This is a genomic window from Hominilimicola fabiformis, from assembly GCF_020687385.1.
GTDB classification, from domain to species: Bacteria; Bacillota; Clostridia; order UBA1381; family UBA1381; genus Hominilimicola; species Hominilimicola fabiformis.
In genome coordinates, this window is record NZ_JAJEQM010000003.1 from 1 (window position 1) to 17,594 (window position 17,594).

The window sequence follows — 17,594 nt, forward strand, 5'->3', positions numbered from 1 at the left end:
AAACTATATTTTGCCATGAAAAAACCGACCTCCCAATAGTTAGATTTTTGGTCTAACTTTTGGGGGTCGGTTCATTTGAATAAGCTCTTTAAAATTACATTGTATTGGGCAGTCAACAAGCCTGTTTATTCTATGGTCAAATGACGTGGCAGACCGTCAACCATAAACGGTGTAAGTTCGCCGATAATAAGCGGACGTGCGTAGTCTATAAATTCTTGTGAAACATAGGTGCCGTTTTGGGTAATCCATTCCTTAGGCACAGTCTTTTCTACATTTGCAATATCGCCGATGTCGTGAGTTTCGGTAAACACTTTATACGGATCATTTGATATACGTTTAAATATAACCATTTTACCCGTTTCGCCTGCAAGCGCCGCCGCAACGGCTGTTGCACCTGCGTCGTATGCCTCTGTTATATCGCGTCTTGAAACGATATGTGACGCACATCTTTGAAGTGTTGAGAACACGATACCTCTTGACTTCATACCGGTATCTTTACCAACCATATCAGAAAGGAAAAGTGCGGTTTCGCCAAGCATTTTGTGACCGAATACGTCAAGTTTCATATCGCCCTTTTGTGTTTCGCATATATATTGACCGTCGGCGTTTCGTATACCTTCCGACAATGCGATAATAGCAGACGACTTATGCTTTTTAACCTCTAAAATATCGCTTACAAATTTATCGTAGCTGAAAGGTGTTTCGGGAAGATAAATAAGGTCGGGACCTGTACAGTCTTCCGTTCTTGCAAGCGCCGCCGAGGCGGTAAGCCAACCTGCATTTCTGCCCATAATTTCGACTATTGTGATTGAGTCGGTCGTGTAAGTGTCAGTGTCAAGAATGATTTCTTTCATTGCGGACGCAACGTATTTTGCCGCACTTCCGTAACCCGGTGTATGGTCGGTTTTGTCAAGGTCGTTGTCGATTGTTTTCGGCACGCCCATAAATGTAATATCGCTGTTTATCTTGCTTGCGTATTCGGCAAGCTTTTTTATCGTATCCATAGAATCGTTGCCGCCGATATAGAAGAAGTGCTTAATATCAAGCTTTTTAAGTATCGCAAAAAGTTTTTCGTATACGGCACTGTCTTTTTCATAATGTGGCAGCTTGTAACGGCAAGTGCCGAGAAATGATGAAGGAGTGCGTTTTAAAATTTCAATATCAAGATCGTTTTTAATACAGTCGTTAAGTTCGACATATCTCTCCTGCAAAAGTCCCTCAAGACCGTTTCGCATACCGTAAATCTTACCGCAGCCGGCACGCTTAGCACCTTGAAAAACTCCGACAAGACTTGAATTGATTACAGATGTCGGTCCGCCCGATTGTCCTACAATTACATTACCGTTCATAATTATTTAGCCTTTCTGTGAGAAAATATATTTTAAAAATTACGCTAACATTATAACATTTTATCCGAATTTGGGCAATAGTAAAACGATAATATTTGAGATATGATGTTTTTATGTAAAAAGAAAGTTACAATAAACGATAATTTTGTATATTTTTTTATTGATACAATGAAATTAATATGTTATAATGAAGATAATGAGCGGATTTTGCCGCATAAATCGAAAGGAGTAATAGTATGAAATATTCAGCAGAAGTAGAACATATGTGTCCTTTGACAAAAGGAGCATATCACGGTCCTGCTCCAATCCCTCAAGAGGGTAAATGGACACAGGCAAAGGAAATTAAAGATATTTCCGGTCTTACACACGGTGTTGGTTGGTGTGCACCTCAACAGGGTACTTGTAAACTTACACTAAACGTAAAAGAAGGTATTATCCAAGAGGCATTGGTAGAAACAGTAGGATGTTCGGGTATGACACACTCAGCTGCTATGGCATCAGAAATTCTTGTAGGCAAGACAATTCTTGAGGCTCTTAATACAGACCTTGTCTGTGATGCTATCAATACAGCTATGAGAGAGCTTTTCTTGCAGATTGTTTACGGTCGTACACAAACAGCTTTTTCAGAGGACGGTCTTCCAATCGGTGCAGGCCTTGAGGACCTTGGTAAGGGACTTAGATCACAGGTTGGTACAACTTATGCAACACTTGAAAAGGGCCCAAGATACCTTGAACTTGCAGAAGGTTACATAACAAAGATTGCAGTTGATGATAACAACGAAATTATCGGTTATAAGTTTGTTCATCTTGGTAAGATGATGGAAATGATAGCTAAGGGTATGGACGCTAACGAAGCTTTGGAAAAGGCAAGCGGACAATACGGAAGAGTTGACGATGCTGCAAAACTTCTTGACCCAAGACACGAATAATCTGAAAAGGGAGGTAAATATATAATGGCTTTATTTGAGAGTTATGAAAGAAGAATAGATCAAATCAATGCTGAGCTTAAAAAGCATGGCATTTCATCAATAGAAGAAGCAAAGAAAGTCTGTGATGACGCCGGTGTTGACGCATACAACATCACAAAGAGCATTCAGCCAATCTGCTTTGAAAACGCTTGTTGGGCTTACACAGTAGGTGCGGCTATCGCAATTAAAGACGGTGTTAAGACAGCTGCAGAGGCTGCTGAGAAAATCGGTCTTGGCTTGCAGTCATTCTGTATTCCTGGTTCTGTTGCCGATGACAGAAAGGTTGGTATCGGACACGGTAATCTTGGCGCAATGCTACTAAGAGAAGAAACAAAATGTTTCGCATTCCTTGCAGGTCACGAATCATTCGCAGCTGCTGAAGGTGCTATCGGTCTTGCAAGAAGCGCAAACAAGGCTCGTAAGGAAGACCTAAGAGTTATCCTTAACGGTCTTGGTAAGGACGCCGCTCAAATCATCTCAAGAATTAACGGCTTTACTTATGTACAGACTAAGTTTGATTACTATACAGGTAAGCTTGAAATCGTTAAGGAAACAGCTTACTCAAAGGGCGAAAGAGCAAACGTTCGCTGCTACGGCGCAGACGATGTTCGTGAAGGTGTTGCTATAATGCACCACGAGGGTGTTGACGTTTCTATCACAGGTAACTCAACTAACCCAACAAGATTCCAACACCCTGTTGCAGGTACATATAAGAAAGAATGTATCGAACAAGGTAAGAAGTATTTCTCAGTTGCATCAGGCGGCGGTACAGGTCGTACACTTCACCCTGATAATATGGCTGCAGGTCCTGCTTCATACGGTATGACAGATACAATGGGTCGTATGCACTCAGACGCTCAATTCGCAGGTTCATCTTCAGTTCCTGCTCACGTTGAAATGATGGGTCTTATCGGTATGGGTAACAACCCTATGGTTGGCGCAACAGTTGCTGTTGCCGTTGCCGTAGAGGAAGCTGCAAAGGCCGGTAAGTTCTAATTTAAAGAACGGTATTTTAAAAGACACCATTTAGCAAATGCTAAATGGTGTCTTTTTTGTACTATTCAAGTTCGATACAGTCGATTGATACAGCCGGACTAAGATAATCTGACCAATGCGGAAACAGCTTGGCTGATTGTTATGTTTGCTTTTGGATTAAAATTTTCGTCAGTGTTGTTTAAGATATTCAATGTTTTTAAACTGTACACAGAAGACACTGCCCATGATGATATTTCGCTATTGTCGGCGTATGACATATCTACCTTGACAAGCGGAAGTTCAATGTCTAAGTAGTTTGCGGCACGGCAAAGAATTGTTGCGGCTTCTTCACGCGTGAGTTTGTCGTTTGGTGAGAAGATATAATCGCCCTTACCCGATACTATTTTAGCGGAATATAATACGGTAATTTTGTCATTGCCGTTTGTGTCATCAAATGGAGCACGTTCATATTTGAATATGGGCAATTCTTTTATCGGGTTTACCCAGTTGTATACAAAATTACAGAATTGTTCACGTGTAATATCATCGTTAAAGTTGTAGTTTTCGTTGTTGATAATGCCAAGTGATACCGCTCTTGATATGTCGCTTTCAAATGCGGTGACTTCACTGTTTTGCTCAATTTGAGTTGCGTTGTTGCTTTCTTCTGTTTCATTGCTTGCAAATACAGATGTACCTGACATCATCGCCAATGCAAGAATAATTGTTATTGCTTTTTTTAACATTTTAATTCCTCCGTTCCATTTGCTTAAAATTCGGTAATTGCAAATACTTTAAATTTGATTATTTAATTTTATCATATTGGTTAGTTAATTGCAATAAATGTTTACAGATGAATTTTTAGTTAATATAAGTTAAATGAATATGCAAGAAATATTGACAACAGGGTCGATTTTTGATACTATTATTATGTATTACTATAAGTAAATTTTAGGGAAGGACAGGTGAGTTTTTATGACTCCTAAAGTAGCATTAATAATGGGAAGTGACTCTGATTTTGAAAAATTAAAGAGTTGCGTTGCAAAGCTTAAAGAATTTAAAATTGAGGTAGATGTGAATGTAATTTCTGCACACAGAACACCTGACAAAGCGGCAGAATTTGCCAAGAATGCCGAGAAAAACGGTATTGAGGTTATAATTTGTGCGGCAGGTATGGCGGCACATCTCGGTGGAGTTATAGCGGCTCACACAACAGTACCTGTTATAGGTATTCCGATTAAGTCAACACTTGAGGGTATGGACGCACTTTTGGCAACAGTCCAAATGCCTCCGGGTATCCCTGTTGCGACGGTCGGTATAGATAACGGCACGAATGCGGCGATTTTGGCTGCACAAATGCTTGCTATTAAATATGATTATTTGAAAGACGCTCTAAAAGACGCAAAAGTTAAAATGGTTGAGGGCGTCGAGAAAAAAGACGAAAAAATTAAAAAAGCAGTTGCAGAAATGTAATTTGATATTTAAGTGAAAACAATTTTAAAGGAGATAAAAATATGAGTGAAAATGCGTACAAACAAGCAGGTGTAGACGTTGAGGCGGGCTACGAATCAGTAAGACTAATCAAGGACGACGTTAAAAAGACAGCGATTGAGGGCGTACTTGGCGGAATCGGCGGCTTCGGCGGACTTTTTGAAATGCCGAAAAACTACGAAAATCCTGTACTTGTTTCGGGTACTGACGGTGTAGGTACAAAAATCAGAGTTGCTTTCCTTATGGACAAGCATGATACTATCGGTCAAGACTGCGTTGCAATGTGTGTAAACGACATTGCTTGTTCGGGTGCAAAGCCGTTGTTCTTCCTTGACTATATCGCAATCGGTAAGAATGTTCCGGAAAAGGTTGCACAAATCGTTAAAGGCGTTGCGGACGGCTGTGTTTTGTCGGGTTGCGCGCTTGTAGGCGGTGAAACTGCAGAACATCCGGGAATGATGCCGGAAGATGAATATGACGTTGCAGGATTTAGCGTTGGTGTTGTTGAAAAGAGCAAAATCACTGACGGTAAAAATGCAAAAGCAGGTAACGTGCTTATCGGTATCGCATCAAGCGGTGTTCACTCAAACGGCTATTCACTTGTAAGAAAAGTTTTCGGTCTTAATGACGATAACGCAAAGGAAACTCTTAATACATATTCAAACGAACTTGGCAAGACAATCGGTGAGGAACTTTTGACACCGACAAGAATTTACGTTAAACCGCTTCTAAAGCTTATTGACGAAGTAGGTATTAATACCGTTTCTCATATCACAGGCGGCGGATTTATCGAAAATGTTCCTAGAATGTTGCCTGATGGTTTGAAAGCCGTTATCAAAAAGGGTTCATGGGAGGTTCTTCCTATATTTAATCTTATGCAGAAAAAGGCTGATATTCCTGAAAGAGATATGTACAACACATTCAATATGGGTATCGGTATGATAGTAGCTGTTGATGCGGATAAGGCTGAAAAGGCTGTTAAGTGCCTTGAGGACGCAGGCGAAAAAGCTTATATTATCGGTGAACTTGTTGACGGCGAAAAAGGTGTGGAGATAGTCGGTAATAATGAGGTTATCTCGTAAAAAATATGAGGCATCTCTCGGGTTTAAAAGGAACTTGAAGTATAAACATACGTCAGCGTTCCTTTTGCTCCCGATATATACCACATCTTTTTCACGAGGAGGTTTAATTTATGAAAAGAATAGGTGTTCTTATTTCGGGCGGCGGCACGAATTTACAGGCTTTGATTGATAAACAGGGTACTGTTTTGAAAAGCGGTAAGATTGTGTGTGTATGCTCAAATAACAGTAAGGCGTACGGTCTTGAACGTGCAAAAAATGCAGGTATTGCGACTAAAGTAATCCGCAAAAATGCCGATTGCGGCGGTGATAACGACGAATTTAACCGACAAATTTGTGCGTATATGAAAGAAATGGACGTTGATGTGATTGTCCTTGCAGGATTTTTGGCGATTTTGGGCGGTGACTTGCTTAAAGAATACGCAAATAAAATTGTCAATATCCACCCGTCACTTATACCGTCATTTTGCGGTGACGGCTTTTACGGATTGAAAGTACATCAGGCGGCACTTGATTACGGCGTTAAAGTGACCGGCGCAACGGCACATCTCGTAAATGAAATCACAGACGGCGGTAGAATTTTATTACAAAAAGCGGTTTATATTGAGGATGGCGATACGCCTGAAATTTTGCAAAAACGTGTTATGGAACAGGCAGAATGGATTATTTTACCTCAAGCCGTTGAATTGGTTTGTGCCGATATGGTGTGATGAATAGCCGTAAAAATAATAGGTTGGAATTTTATGATTATTCACAAAACGGTGCGTATTTTGTGACTATATGCGCGAAAGACAAACAAAAAATATTTTGGAATAATCAACAATGTTCCGTAGGGGCGGTCAGCGGCCGCCCGCAAGACAAATTAAATCATTTAGGTTTGATTGTTAAAATCGGTATTGAAAAAATTCCATTGTATTATCAAAATATAACGGTTGACAAATACGTCATTATGCCGAATCATGTGCATTTGATAATACGCATAGATAACAATGATATTAACGGGCGGCCAATGACCGCCCCTACTCTCTCGCAAATAGTCAATCAATTTAAAGGGTATTGTTCAAAACAAATTGGACACCCTGTATGGCAAAAGTCATTTCACGACCATATAATCCGAAATCAAGCGGATTACAATCGCATATGGGAGTATGTAGACACAAACGCAATAAAGTGGGAATCGGACTGCTATTACAACTAAAAAGGAGAAGTATAATGAAAAAAATTGATATATATGAAGAACTAAAAAGCAACGACTATCCGGGTCGTGGTATTGTAATCGGAAAAAGTGCTGACTGTAAAAGTGCCGTTACGGCATATTTTATAATGGGCAGAAGTGTAAACAGCCGTAACCGTGTATTTATTGAGGACGGCGACGGTATTCGTACACAAGCGTTTGACCCGTCAAAGCTTGAAGACCCGCATCTTATCATATATGCACCTGTTCGCGTGCTTGGTGACAAGACTATCGTCACAAACGGTGACCAAACAGATACGATTTACGAACATATGGAAAACGGTCAGACATTTGAACAGTCATTAAGAACTCGTGAATTTGAGGACGATGACCCTAACTTTACACCGAGAATATCGGGTATTATTGAACCTAACAATGGCGGATTTGATTATTCAATGTCAATCCTAAAGAGTGCTGACGGCAATCCGCAGTCTTGTCAAAGATATACTTTTTCGTATAACAATCCGCTTGACGGCGAGGGACACTTTATCCATACATATATGGGTGACGGCAGTCCGCTTCCGTCTTTTGAGGGCGAGCCTAAAAAGGTTGCAATTCCAAACGATATTGATGAATTCACAGACGGTCTTTGGAATTCGCTTAATGCGGATAATAAAGTTTCGTTGTTCGTAAGATTTATCGACATTGCAACAGGCGAAACAAAAACAAAGATTGTAAACAAAAACAAATAATATTTACATAAATAAAAACGAAAGGACGATAAAATAATGAATGAAATGCAATTAAAGTACGGCTGTAACCCTAATCAAAAGCCGTCAAGAGTGTTTATGGAGAATGGAGATTTACCGTTTGAAGTAATTTGCGGAAGACCTGGTTATATTAACCTTTTGGACGCGCTTAACGGCTGGCAGCTTGTAAAGGAATTGAAGAAAGCAACAGGACTTCCTGCCGCAACTTCTTTTAAACACGTTTCTCCTGCCGGTGCGGCTGTTGGACTTCCGTTGTCTGACACATTGAAGAAGATTTATTTCGTTGATGACGTTGAACTTACTCCGCTTGCCAACGCATATGCACGCGCAAGAGGTGCTGACAGAATGTCGTCATTCGGTGATTTTATCGCTCTTTCGGATGTGTGTGATAAGGCTACCGCACTTCTTATAAAGAAAGAAGTTTCAGACGGTGTTATTGCTCCGGGTTATACAGACGAGGCACTTGAAATTTTAAAAGCAAAGAAAAAAGGCAATTACAACATCATAAAGATTGATGAAAATTATAAGCCTGCCGAAATCGAAAGAAAGCAAGTTTTCGGTGTCACATTTGAGCAAGGCAGAAATGAACTGGATATTAATGACGAATTGCTTGGAAATATAGTAACGAATAACAAGGAACTTTCAGACGAGGCAAAGAGAGATCTAAAGATTGCGCTTATAACATTGAAGTATACACAGTCAAACAGTGTTTGCTACGTTAAGGACGGTCAGGCAATCGGTATCGGTGCAGGTCAGCAGTCAAGAATACATTGTACACGTCTTGCAGGCAATAAGGCTGATATATGGTGGCTGAGACAAGCACCGAAAGTGCTTGGTTTGCAGTTTGTTGACGGAATTAAGAGAGCCGACAGAGATAATGCGATTGACGTGTATATTTCAGATGAATATATGGATGTACTTGCAGACGGCGTATGGGAAAAGACATTTAAAGTAAAGCCGGAAGTGTTCACAAAGGAAGAACAAAGAGCATGGCTTGATAAGAATACAGATGTTGCACTTGGTTCAGACGCATTCTTCCCGTTCGGTGACAATATTGAAAGAGCCAAAAAGAGCGGTGTTACAGTAATTGCACAACCCGGTGGTTCAATTCGTGACGATAATGTTATTGAAACGTGCAACAAGTACAATATGTGTATGAGTTTCACAGGTATAAGATTGTTCCATCATTAATCCCAAAGACGCATAATCAGTTCCATATGCACTTCAAAGCAATAGGACGGTACACGCGTACAGCACCCATTGCATTTTGGCACATCTGAAACTGATTCTGCGACTTTTACTGGTTTGGTATATTTCGTATTCAACGGCTCGGGGCAGTACCAACGTACAGCACCGCTCGCCGTTTCAAACGAACTGCACACAATTCTGCGATTTTAATTGGTGAGTATTTTAATTAAAGGGAGAACGAATTATGAAAATATTAGTAGTAGGCGGCGGCGGACGTGAGCATGCTATTGTTTGGAAAATAGCACAGTCGCCAAAGGTAGATAAAATTTATTGTGCACCGGGTAACGGCGGTATTGCGGAACTTGCGGAGTGTGTTGACATTGCCGCAACGGATATTGAAAATATGGTTAAGTTTGCAAAGGACAATGCGATTGATCTTGTTATGGTTGCACCTGACGATCCGCTTGTACTTGGTATGGTTGACGCAATGGAAAAAGAGGGTATTCGTGCATTCGGACCTCGTGCAAATGCCGCTATAATAGAGGGAAGTAAGGCTTTTTCAAAGGAACTTATGAAGAAGTACAATATTCCTACCGCAAATTATGAAGTGTTTACAGACAGTACGTCTGCGATTGATTATATCAAAGCGCAAAACACGTTTCCGACAGTTATAAAAGCCGACGGACTTGCACTTGGCAAGGGTGTTATCATAGCACAAAACCTTGAGGAGGCTGAGCAAGCCGTTCACGAAATGATTGACGACGGAAAGTTCGGAAAGAGCGGAAGTCGTGTAGTAATCGAAGAATTTTTGACAGGTCCTGAAGTCAGTGTACTTGCATTTACCGACGGTAAGACTGTTAAACCTATGGTATCGGCACAAGACCACAAGAGAGTATATGATAATGACAAAGGTCTTAATACAGGCGGTATGGGTACATTCTCACCGAGTCGTTTGTATGATGACGCAAAAGCGGAAGAATGTATGAAAAATATTTTCGTTCCGACTATTAAGGCTATGAGCAGTGAAGGCAGACCTTTCAAGGGCGTGCTTTATTTCGGCCTTATGATGACTGCGAACGGTGTTAAGGTTATTGAATATAACTGCCGTTTCGGTGACCCTGAAACACAAGTTGTTTTGCCGAGATTGAAAACTGACCTTGTTGAAATTATGGAGGCTGTTATTGATGAACGCCTTGATGAAATCAACATTGAATGGGAAGATAATGCGGCTGTATGCGTTGTTATGGCGTCGGGCGGTTACCCTGTAAGCTATAAAAAAGGCTATGAAATCAGCGGTCTTGATAACGTAGGCGATTTGACTGTGTTCCACGCAGGAACAGCTGTAAAGGACGGTAAAATCGTTACTAATGGAGGACGTGTTCTTGGTGTTACGGCTGTCGGCAAAGACCTTGACGAGGCTATTAAGAATGCTTATGCAGGTGTTGCAAAAATTTCTTGGACAGATGAATTCCATAGAAGTGATATAGGTATAAAGAAATATTAATTCTGTAGGTGAATGGCGTTTTTGATTGCTCTTTGCGGAGGGATAATTATGAATAAAACTAAAAGGATGTTGAAAAATGCGGCAATATCGGTTGGCATAGGTGCAGTACCGGCTTTTGTGGTATTGTGGCTTTGCAATTTATTTATGAAAGTAAATGAACTTACGTACATGGCAAGGATGACAATGTACAAAATACGCATAACTATGCCTTTGATGATAGGTATTACCGTAATGCTTTTTGCAATGGTGTCTTTTATAAGCAGAGATGAGAAAAGAATTAACAAAGAGATTGAAAAAGAAAAGCGTTCACACACTTCAAGTATTACCAATGCTAATATGTTTGGACTTGTCGATGATGATTGGGATAAAGGATTTTTGTCAATATACGGTGAAGAAATTAAGCCCGGAAAAGACCACGGCACAGCATATATGGTTTTTAAATTCCTTTCGATTTTCTTTTTGTGGGCAACTGCCTTTATGGTTTTGGGTATGCTCTGCATGATGTTGTCGGCTGTAAGATAAGAGATACGGCAATTAAAGTCGTTCGATTGAAAAAATCGGACGGCTTTTTTTCTTGACTAATGATTTTAGGAATGTTAAAATTGTTATATGACGAAAGATTTCTTTGCTGGAGGATTGAAGATGAAAAGACAAGATTATATATCGTGGGACGAATATTTTATGGGGATTGCGTTACTGTCGGCACAGAGGAGCAAGGACTCGCATACACAGGTTGGTGCGTGTATTGTAAACCATGAAAATAAAATATTGTCGCTTGGGTATAACGGTATGCCGACAGGGTGTTGCGATGACGATATGCCTTGGGAAAGAAACGGTGAAAATCCTGTAAATACGAAATATATGTACGTTTGCCATGCCGAACTTAATGCGATTTTAAACAGAAGTTCAGGCTCGCTTGAGGGCGCTAAGCTGTATGTAACGCTGTTCCCTTGCAACGAATGTGCGAAGGCGATTATTCAAAGCGGTATCAAGGAAGTTGTGTATATGTCCGACAAATATGCCGATGAGGCTAACACTATTGCGTCAAAGAAAATGTTTGACATGGTAGGTATTAAATACAGAATATATGAAAAAACGGGCAGAAAATTAACGATAGAATTATAAAAGTGAGCCTGTCGACAAAGTGTCGACAGCTCCAAAAATCACATCTTTCAATGTGATTTTTGAGTGTTTTCAGAGAAAAATCATAAAGTTCCTCCAAAGTCGAAACTTTAGATTTTAAGCCATTTCTGCCGCACAGGTTGCCAGAAATGATTATTAATTGAGGTTAGCTTTTTCAGTAGTTTTGCCTACGGCAAAACTGCTCTGCGAGCATCGGATGTCTTTCCGATACGCCATCAAACTCCCAAAAATAAAGTATACAAAACCATAATGGTTTTGTATATAATCTGTAAGAACGGCGTGACCGTTCTTTTTTTATAAAATATTTTGAAAAAAGTCAAAAAAACTCTGTTTTTTTAATTGGTTTTATTGTATAATAAGAGTATATTAGGTATTTTATGCGAAAAAATTAAGAAACGGAGATGAAGTCATGGCGGTGAACAGAGTTTCAATAACCATTAATTCACGTCAATATACAGTTGTTGCTGAGGAAAGCAGAGAGTATATCGAAAGATTGGGCGAACATATAAATGAAAAGGTTAAAAACGTTTTGAATGGCGGTCAAAATGTTCTTGGGGAACGTCCTATTGTTTTGGCGGCACTTAATATTTGTGACGAATATTTCAAAGCACTTGAATCGGACGATTCTGTAAAGATTGAAATGGAAAAATTAAATTCAAAAATCGATAATTTAAAAAAAGAGAACGACTCGATAAAAAGAGAACTTGACGACGCAAAAAGCGGACAGGTTACGATTGATGAAACAGAATTGAATGCCGAATTAACATCAACAAAAAAAGACCTTGAAACAGCAAATAAAAACAATAAAACACTTGAAGAAACTATTAAAAGTTTAAAAGAAAAACTAAAAGCATACGAAGAAAATACAGTTGTATCAGACGGCAAGAAGAAGGTTAAATGAGTATGGAACTTTTAGCACCTGCCGGCAGCAGACAGGCACTTACGGCGGCGGTACAATCGGGAGCGGACGCGGTATATCTCGGCGGCCCGCAGTTCGGCGCACGTTATAGTGCCGAAAACTTTACAATCGAAGAAATGAAAACGTGGGTGGATTACTGCCATTTATACGGCGTTGACGTTCACGTTACGGTAAATACGCTTGTTAAGGAAAAGGAAATTGAAAGCCTTAAAGAATATTTGAAGCAACTTAATGAAATCGGCGTTGACGCACTTATTGTTCAGGATATGGGCGCTGTGGAGATTATCAAAAAGACTGTTCCGGATATGACTTTGCACGCAAGCACACAGATGACCGTTACAAGTCTTGAGGGTGTAAAATATCTTGAGGATATGGGATTTTCAAGAGTGGTTTTGGCGCGTGAACTGTCGGAAAAAGAGATAGAGCATATTTGCAAAAATGCAAAAGCGGAAATTGAAGTTTTTGTTCACGGTGCAATTTGTATGTGTTACTCCGGACAGTGCCTTATGTCGAGTATTTTAGGCGGCAGAAGCGGCAATCGCGGTCGCTGCGCTCAACCGTGTCGATTACCGTATGATTTGCTTGAAAACGGCAAAACGGTTAAAAGCGGATATGTTTTAAGTCCTAAAGATATGGCACTTGTGAATGACTTGGGGACACTAAAACGTATAGGAGTAACATCACTGAAAATTGAAGGACGCTTAAAAAGAGCGGAATATGTATCCGCGGTTGTGGGCGTGTACCGAAAGTATCTTGACAAGGGCGGAAACGTGTCAAAAAAAGATATGCAGGAACTGCTTGACGCATTTTCAAGAACAGGTTTTACAGACGGATATTTTAAAGGCAATCTCGGTAAAAATATGATGAGCCACGATACTCCGAGTAACAGCGCGGAAAATAAATTTACCGAAGAGGCGAAAAAACGCGCCGCAGAGGACTCAAATATCCGTAAAATCAATACAGGTATTATGGGGACACTAAATATTGATGCCCCGCTTGAACTTACAATGTACGATAATGACGGACATTACGCGTATGCACAAGGGACACTAAAATCCGAAAAAGCACTCCATAAACCTATGGACGAAAAAAGACTTCGCGACCAGCTTTTAAAACTCGGAAGTACACCGTTTGAATGTGACGATATAAATATTACGATAGACGAAGGAATTACAATTCCGATTAAGGAAATAAACAGCGTAAGACGTGAATGTTGCGAAAGCCTTATAAAGCAAAGACAAATGCGTGAAAAAGGCAGAGAACTTGACTTTGAAATTGAGCATATCAACCGTAAAAAAACGGATATAATACTCACTTGTGAAGTTAGTGATGAAGAACAGTTCAAAGCTGCCGTTAAAAATAATATAAAAAGAATATATGTCCCCAATGATTTGGTGGGGACACTAAAAGATGTGCCTGACGATGTTGAAATAATATCAAAATCGGCGGATATATTTTGTGAAGAAAACATAAAGACGGACGGTGTACTTGTTTCGTCACCGGCGGCAATTTACAAGTATAAAGATAAAGAGATATACGGCGATTTCAGATTGAATGTTTTTAATTCGCAAACGGCACAGCATTACGGCCATTTGAAAACGGTTACATTATCTCCTGAACTTAATTTACATGAAATTGCCGATTTATGTGAAAATACAAACGCTAATCTTGAAGTTATAGGCTACGGACATATTCCGCTTATGATGATGAAAAACTGTCCGATAAAAGCTATGGGAAAATGCCAAAAGGGCAAAATGATATACAAGCTGAAAGACAGAAAAAGAGAGGAATTTCCGATTGTCTGTTCAAAAGGCTGTATAGCAAAAATTTTAAATTCAAAGCCTATATTTATGGCGGATAAAATCGCGGATTTAAAAAAACTTAAAATAAACAGTATCAGATTGATATTTACTGTTGAAAAATTCGCTCAATGTGATAAAATAATAGATATGTATAAGAGAGCTTTAAACGGCGAAAAAAATGTGCAGAGTATGACGGAAAACACATACACAAGAGGACATTTTTATCGCGGTGTGCTTTAAGAAAGGTTATAATGCAATGATAGATTTTATACTTGCGTCGGGTTCACCGAGAAGAAAAGAACTTTTGGAGCTTATGGGACTTGAATTTAAGGTGATTGTTTCGCAAGCGGACGAAGATTCCGTTTCAAAAGATTTGAAACCCGAGCTTTATGTGCAGGAGCTTGCACTTTTAAAGGCGAGCGCAACCGCGAAAGAGGTTTTACGCAATAAAAATGCGGTTATAATTTCAGCAGACACAATCGTAACGCTTGACGGACAAATACTCGGTAAGCCAAAAGACGAAGATGACGCATTTAATATGCTTTCAAAACTTTCGGGACGTGAACATGAAGTATATACGGGATATTGCGTTATGCGAATAAGCGACGGAAAAGCCGTTTGCGGAAAAGTTAGGACAAAAGTAAAGTTTAAAGATTTGAGCGATGACAAAATTCGCGGATATATAAATTCGGGCGAGCCTATGGATAAGGCAGGTGCATACGGAATACAGGGACTCGGTTCAATTTTGATTGAAAAGATTGACGGCGATTATTTTAATGTTGTCGGTCTGCCGATAAGTGCACTTGCGGACACGCTTGAGGACGAAATGGATATAAAGATATTATAAAAGGAGAACAACGAAAATGGGGATATTTTCAAAAGATATAGGAATTGACCTTGGTACAGCAAACACACTTGTGTATGTAAAGGGCAAGGGAATAGTGGTAAGAGAGCCGTCTGTTGTGGCGATTGACAAGTACGAAGGTAAGGTGCTTGCGGTCGGTAATGCGGCAAATGAGATGATAGGCAGAACGCCTGAAAACATTGTTGCGGTACGTCCGATGAAAGACGGTGTTATTGCGGATTTTGACATAACTCAAGCTATGATAAGAGCGTTTATAAAAGAGGCTGACGTGAGCAACGTATTTAAGCCGAGAGTTGTTGTTTGCATACCGTCGGGCATAACGGAAGTTGAAAGACGTGCAGTTGAAGAGGCGGTTATTCAAGCAGGCGCAAAGGCAGTTGCACTTATCGAAGAACCTATGGCGGCTGCTATGGGTGCCGGACTTCCTGTGAATGATGCAACAGGTAATATGGTTGTCGACATCGGCGGCGGTACAACAGAAGTTGCGGTTATTTCGCTGGGCGGTATCGTTTCGTCAAGATCAATCAGAATTGCGGGAAATGCTTTGGACAGTGCTATTATCAATTATTTGAAGAAAGAAAATCAAATCAATATAGGTGACAAAATGGCTGAAGATATTAAGGTAGCCATTGCATCTGCATATGAAGATGACGAAGAAGGCGTTTACGAAGTAAGAGGTCGTGACGTTGCGACAGGCTTGCCGAAAACGGCACAAATCAAGGAAAGTGAAATCAGAGCCGCTATAAGCGAGAATGTGGACGAAATGATTGAAGCTATAAAGCTGACATTGGAAAACACCCCTCCGGAACTTGCGGCAGACGTTATGGAACGCGGAATAGTGCTTACAGGCGGCGGTGCGTTGATTAAAGGACTTGACAAACTTATCACCGAAACCACAAAAATTCCTACACACGTTGCCGAATATCCGCTTGACTGTGTTGCAATAGGAACAGGCAAGGCTCTTGATAATATAAAAGAACTTATCGAATCATCAAAATAATTTTGGATTGTATAACGGAAGGTTAGAAAATATGTCATCATTTTTTAAAAGAAAAGGCGTGATTGCGGCGGCGATTATAACCGCCGTAGTGCTTGTATGTGCCGCTATTGCTCATTTCGGCGGTGCAAATCCCGTATCCAAAGTGCTTAGAACTGTATTTTCACCGTTTCAGAACGGTTTTTCGTATATAGTGAACAAGGTTACGGATACGACTGATTTTATTCGTGAAATGAACGGCTACAAGGAAGAAAACGCAAGACTTGTGGGCGAAATTAATGAGCTGAAAAAACAAAATAAAGATGTTGCAAATTACAGAGAAGAAAACGAACGTTTAAAAGAAACGCTTGAACTTCAAAACAGTCTTGAAAATTATTCAACCGTTGCCGCGTCTGTTATTGCGTATTCGTCAAATAACTGGTACGACACAATACAGATAAGCAAAGGCTCGCTTGCGGGTGTGGCTGTCGGAAACGCGGTTATAACACCTGACGGAGTAGTAGGAAAAGTTGTTGAAACAGGTCCTACATGGTCGATTGTTTCGACAATATTGAATCCCGATAACGCAATGGGCGTAAAGGTTTCAAGAACAAGCGATGTTGCGGTTGTTGAAGGCGACAGTGAATTGTACAGCCAAAACTACTGTAAAATGACGTTTATTGACAAAGGCTCAAACCTTATAATAGGCGATATTCTTGAAACATCGGGTTCAGGCGGAATTTATCCGGCAGGACTTTCTGTCGGCGTAATTCGTGAGATAAATTCGGACGCTATGGGTAATTTGAATTATGCAACAGTAGAACCGCTTGTTGATTTCAACAAGCTTTATGAAGTGCTTGTTATAAACGGAACATATTGATTGGAGAGGAAAAGTGAGAAATTTTAAGATTTTTCTGTGGATTTTTGTGATTTTTCTTGTTCAGACGGTAGTGCTTTCACCTATCCATATATTCGGTGCGGTACCGTCTGCGGTATTGGCGTTTGTGATGTGTGTGGCAATTCTTGAAAATGAATTTCGCACTGCTGTTATAATAAGCGGAATATGTGCCGTTGTTATGGGCGCAATCGGAGGAAGAAATTTTACGGAGATTACGTTGTTTTATGCGTACAGTTCGATAATCGTATTCGCGGCAAGAAAACGTCCGAGATATGTCGGTAATTTTCCGAAAACGATTGTATGGACCTTTATTATGTCGGCAATACTTGAAATATTGTTGTTCGTCATAAGAGAAATGACGCTTGATGTGTCGGTAATTTTCAGTGATGCATTGCCGACGGCGGTATTTAATACGGTTATTGCAGTTATATTATATCCGATACTAAAAAAGACATTGTATAAAGAAGAAAAGAAGAAAAAGCTTTTGATAGCTTAA

The 17,594-nt window shown here is 40.1% G+C and carries 20 protein-coding genes; 17 read left to right on the forward strand and 3 right to left on the reverse strand.

What is annotated here, in order from left to right; genetic code table 11:
- Window positions 1-125: 125 nt before the first annotated feature.
- A complete protein-coding gene (locus LKE05_RS02760; RefSeq protein WP_308455858.1) occupies window positions 126-1,349 on the reverse strand; it encodes a 6-phosphofructokinase in 1,224 nt (407 codons plus the stop codon).
- Window positions 1,350-1,585: 236 nt separating this feature from the next.
- Between LKE05_RS02760 and LKE05_RS02765 the strand changes: the two genes are divergently transcribed.
- Entirely contained in the window at window positions 1,586-2,278 is a 693-nt protein-coding gene (locus tag LKE05_RS02765) for an iron-sulfur cluster assembly scaffold protein (protein ID WP_022230920.1), read from the forward strand.
- Window positions 2,279-2,302: 24 nt separating this feature from the next.
- Window positions 2,303-3,313 carry a GGGtGRT protein gene (locus tag LKE05_RS02770; protein ID WP_022230921.1) on the forward strand — a complete coding sequence of 337 codons (1,011 nt, stop codon included), beginning with the start codon at window positions 2,303-2,305 and terminating at the stop codon, window positions 3,311-3,313.
- Window positions 3,314-3,411: 98 nt separating this feature from the next.
- Here LKE05_RS02770 and LKE05_RS02775 read toward each other — a convergent pair whose 3' ends face one another.
- Window positions 3,412-4,035: an S-layer homology domain-containing protein gene (locus LKE05_RS02775; RefSeq protein WP_308455859.1), complete on the reverse strand. Its 624-nt coding sequence runs from the start codon at window positions 4,033-4,035 to the stop codon at window positions 3,412-3,414.
- Between the two features lie 229 nt (window positions 4,036-4,264).
- Between LKE05_RS02775 and purE the strand changes: the two genes are divergently transcribed.
- From purE to LKE05_RS02805, 6 genes are all read left to right on the forward strand, one after another.
- Window positions 4,265-4,762, forward strand: coding sequence for a 5-(carboxyamino)imidazole ribonucleotide mutase (gene purE / locus LKE05_RS02780; RefSeq protein WP_022230924.1), 498 nt, complete (start codon window positions 4,265-4,267; stop codon window positions 4,760-4,762).
- A 41-nt stretch (window positions 4,763-4,803) separates the two neighbouring features.
- A complete protein-coding gene (gene purM / locus LKE05_RS02785; protein ID WP_022230925.1) occupies window positions 4,804-5,862 on the forward strand; it encodes a phosphoribosylformylglycinamidine cyclo-ligase in 1,059 nt (352 codons plus the stop codon).
- 110 nt (window positions 5,863-5,972) lie between these two features.
- Window positions 5,973-6,569: a phosphoribosylglycinamide formyltransferase gene (purN, locus tag LKE05_RS02790; protein ID WP_147513881.1), complete on the forward strand. Its 597-nt coding sequence runs from the start codon at window positions 5,973-5,975 to the stop codon at window positions 6,567-6,569.
- Window positions 6,569-7,057: a transposase gene (locus tag LKE05_RS02795; RefSeq protein WP_022230927.1), complete on the forward strand. Its 489-nt coding sequence runs from the start codon at window positions 6,569-6,571 to the stop codon at window positions 7,055-7,057. The genes purN and LKE05_RS02795 overlap by 1 nt, the downstream gene beginning before the upstream one ends.
- 14 nt (window positions 7,058-7,071) lie before the next feature.
- A complete protein-coding gene (locus LKE05_RS02800; RefSeq protein ID WP_308455860.1) occupies window positions 7,072-7,785 on the forward strand; it encodes an IMP cyclohydrolase in 714 nt (237 codons plus the stop codon).
- A gap of 36 nt (window positions 7,786-7,821) precedes the next feature.
- Entirely contained in the window at window positions 7,822-8,994 is a 1,173-nt protein-coding gene (locus tag LKE05_RS02805; protein WP_022230929.1) for a phosphoribosylaminoimidazolecarboxamide formyltransferase, read from the forward strand.
- Here LKE05_RS02805 and LKE05_RS02810 read toward each other — a convergent pair.
- On the reverse strand, window positions 8,991-9,185 hold the full coding sequence (locus tag LKE05_RS02810) for a hypothetical protein (protein ID WP_308455861.1): 195 nt from the start codon (window positions 9,183-9,185) through the stop codon (window positions 8,991-8,993). The genes LKE05_RS02805 and LKE05_RS02810 overlap by 4 nt on opposite strands.
- A gap of 50 nt (window positions 9,186-9,235) precedes the next feature.
- Between LKE05_RS02810 and purD the strand changes: the two genes are divergently transcribed.
- The 9 genes from purD to LKE05_RS02855 all read left to right on the forward strand — a co-directional run bounded on the left by purD (window position 9,236) and on the right by LKE05_RS02855 (window position 17,594).
- Window positions 9,236-10,495, forward strand: coding sequence for a phosphoribosylamine--glycine ligase (purD, locus tag LKE05_RS02815; protein WP_308455862.1), 1,260 nt, complete (start codon window positions 9,236-9,238; stop codon window positions 10,493-10,495).
- Between the two features lie 48 nt (window positions 10,496-10,543).
- Window positions 10,544-11,017, forward strand: a complete 474-nt coding sequence (locus tag LKE05_RS02820) for a hypothetical protein (protein WP_117968494.1) — start codon at window positions 10,544-10,546, stop codon at window positions 11,015-11,017.
- Between the two features lie 120 nt (window positions 11,018-11,137).
- Window positions 11,138-11,620, forward strand: a complete 483-nt coding sequence (locus tag LKE05_RS02825) for a deoxycytidylate deaminase (RefSeq protein WP_022230931.1) — start codon at window positions 11,138-11,140, stop codon at window positions 11,618-11,620.
- 427 nt (window positions 11,621-12,047) lie between these two features.
- A complete protein-coding gene (locus LKE05_RS02830) occupies window positions 12,048-12,539 on the forward strand; it encodes a cell division protein ZapA (RefSeq protein WP_308455863.1) in 492 nt (163 codons plus the stop codon).
- 2 nt (window positions 12,540-12,541) lie between these two features.
- Window positions 12,542-14,599, forward strand: coding sequence for a U32 family peptidase (locus tag LKE05_RS02835; RefSeq protein WP_308455864.1), 2,058 nt, complete (start codon window positions 12,542-12,544; stop codon window positions 14,597-14,599).
- Window positions 14,600-14,618: 19 nt separating this feature from the next.
- On the forward strand, window positions 14,619-15,206 hold the full coding sequence (locus LKE05_RS02840; RefSeq protein WP_489711272.1) for a Maf family protein: 588 nt from the start codon (window positions 14,619-14,621) through the stop codon (window positions 15,204-15,206).
- A 16-nt stretch (window positions 15,207-15,222) separates the two neighbouring features.
- Window positions 15,223-16,224 (forward strand): rod shape-determining protein, encoded by a 1,002-nt coding sequence (locus tag LKE05_RS02845; RefSeq protein ID WP_118446562.1) that lies wholly within the window; start codon window positions 15,223-15,225, stop codon window positions 16,222-16,224.
- A 31-nt stretch (window positions 16,225-16,255) separates the two neighbouring features.
- On the forward strand, window positions 16,256-17,080 hold the full coding sequence (gene mreC / locus LKE05_RS02850) for a rod shape-determining protein MreC (RefSeq protein WP_308455866.1): 825 nt from the start codon (window positions 16,256-16,258) through the stop codon (window positions 17,078-17,080).
- Between the two features lie 46 nt (window positions 17,081-17,126).
- Window positions 17,127-17,594, forward strand: a complete 468-nt coding sequence (locus LKE05_RS02855; protein WP_308455867.1) for a hypothetical protein — start codon at window positions 17,127-17,129, stop codon at window positions 17,592-17,594.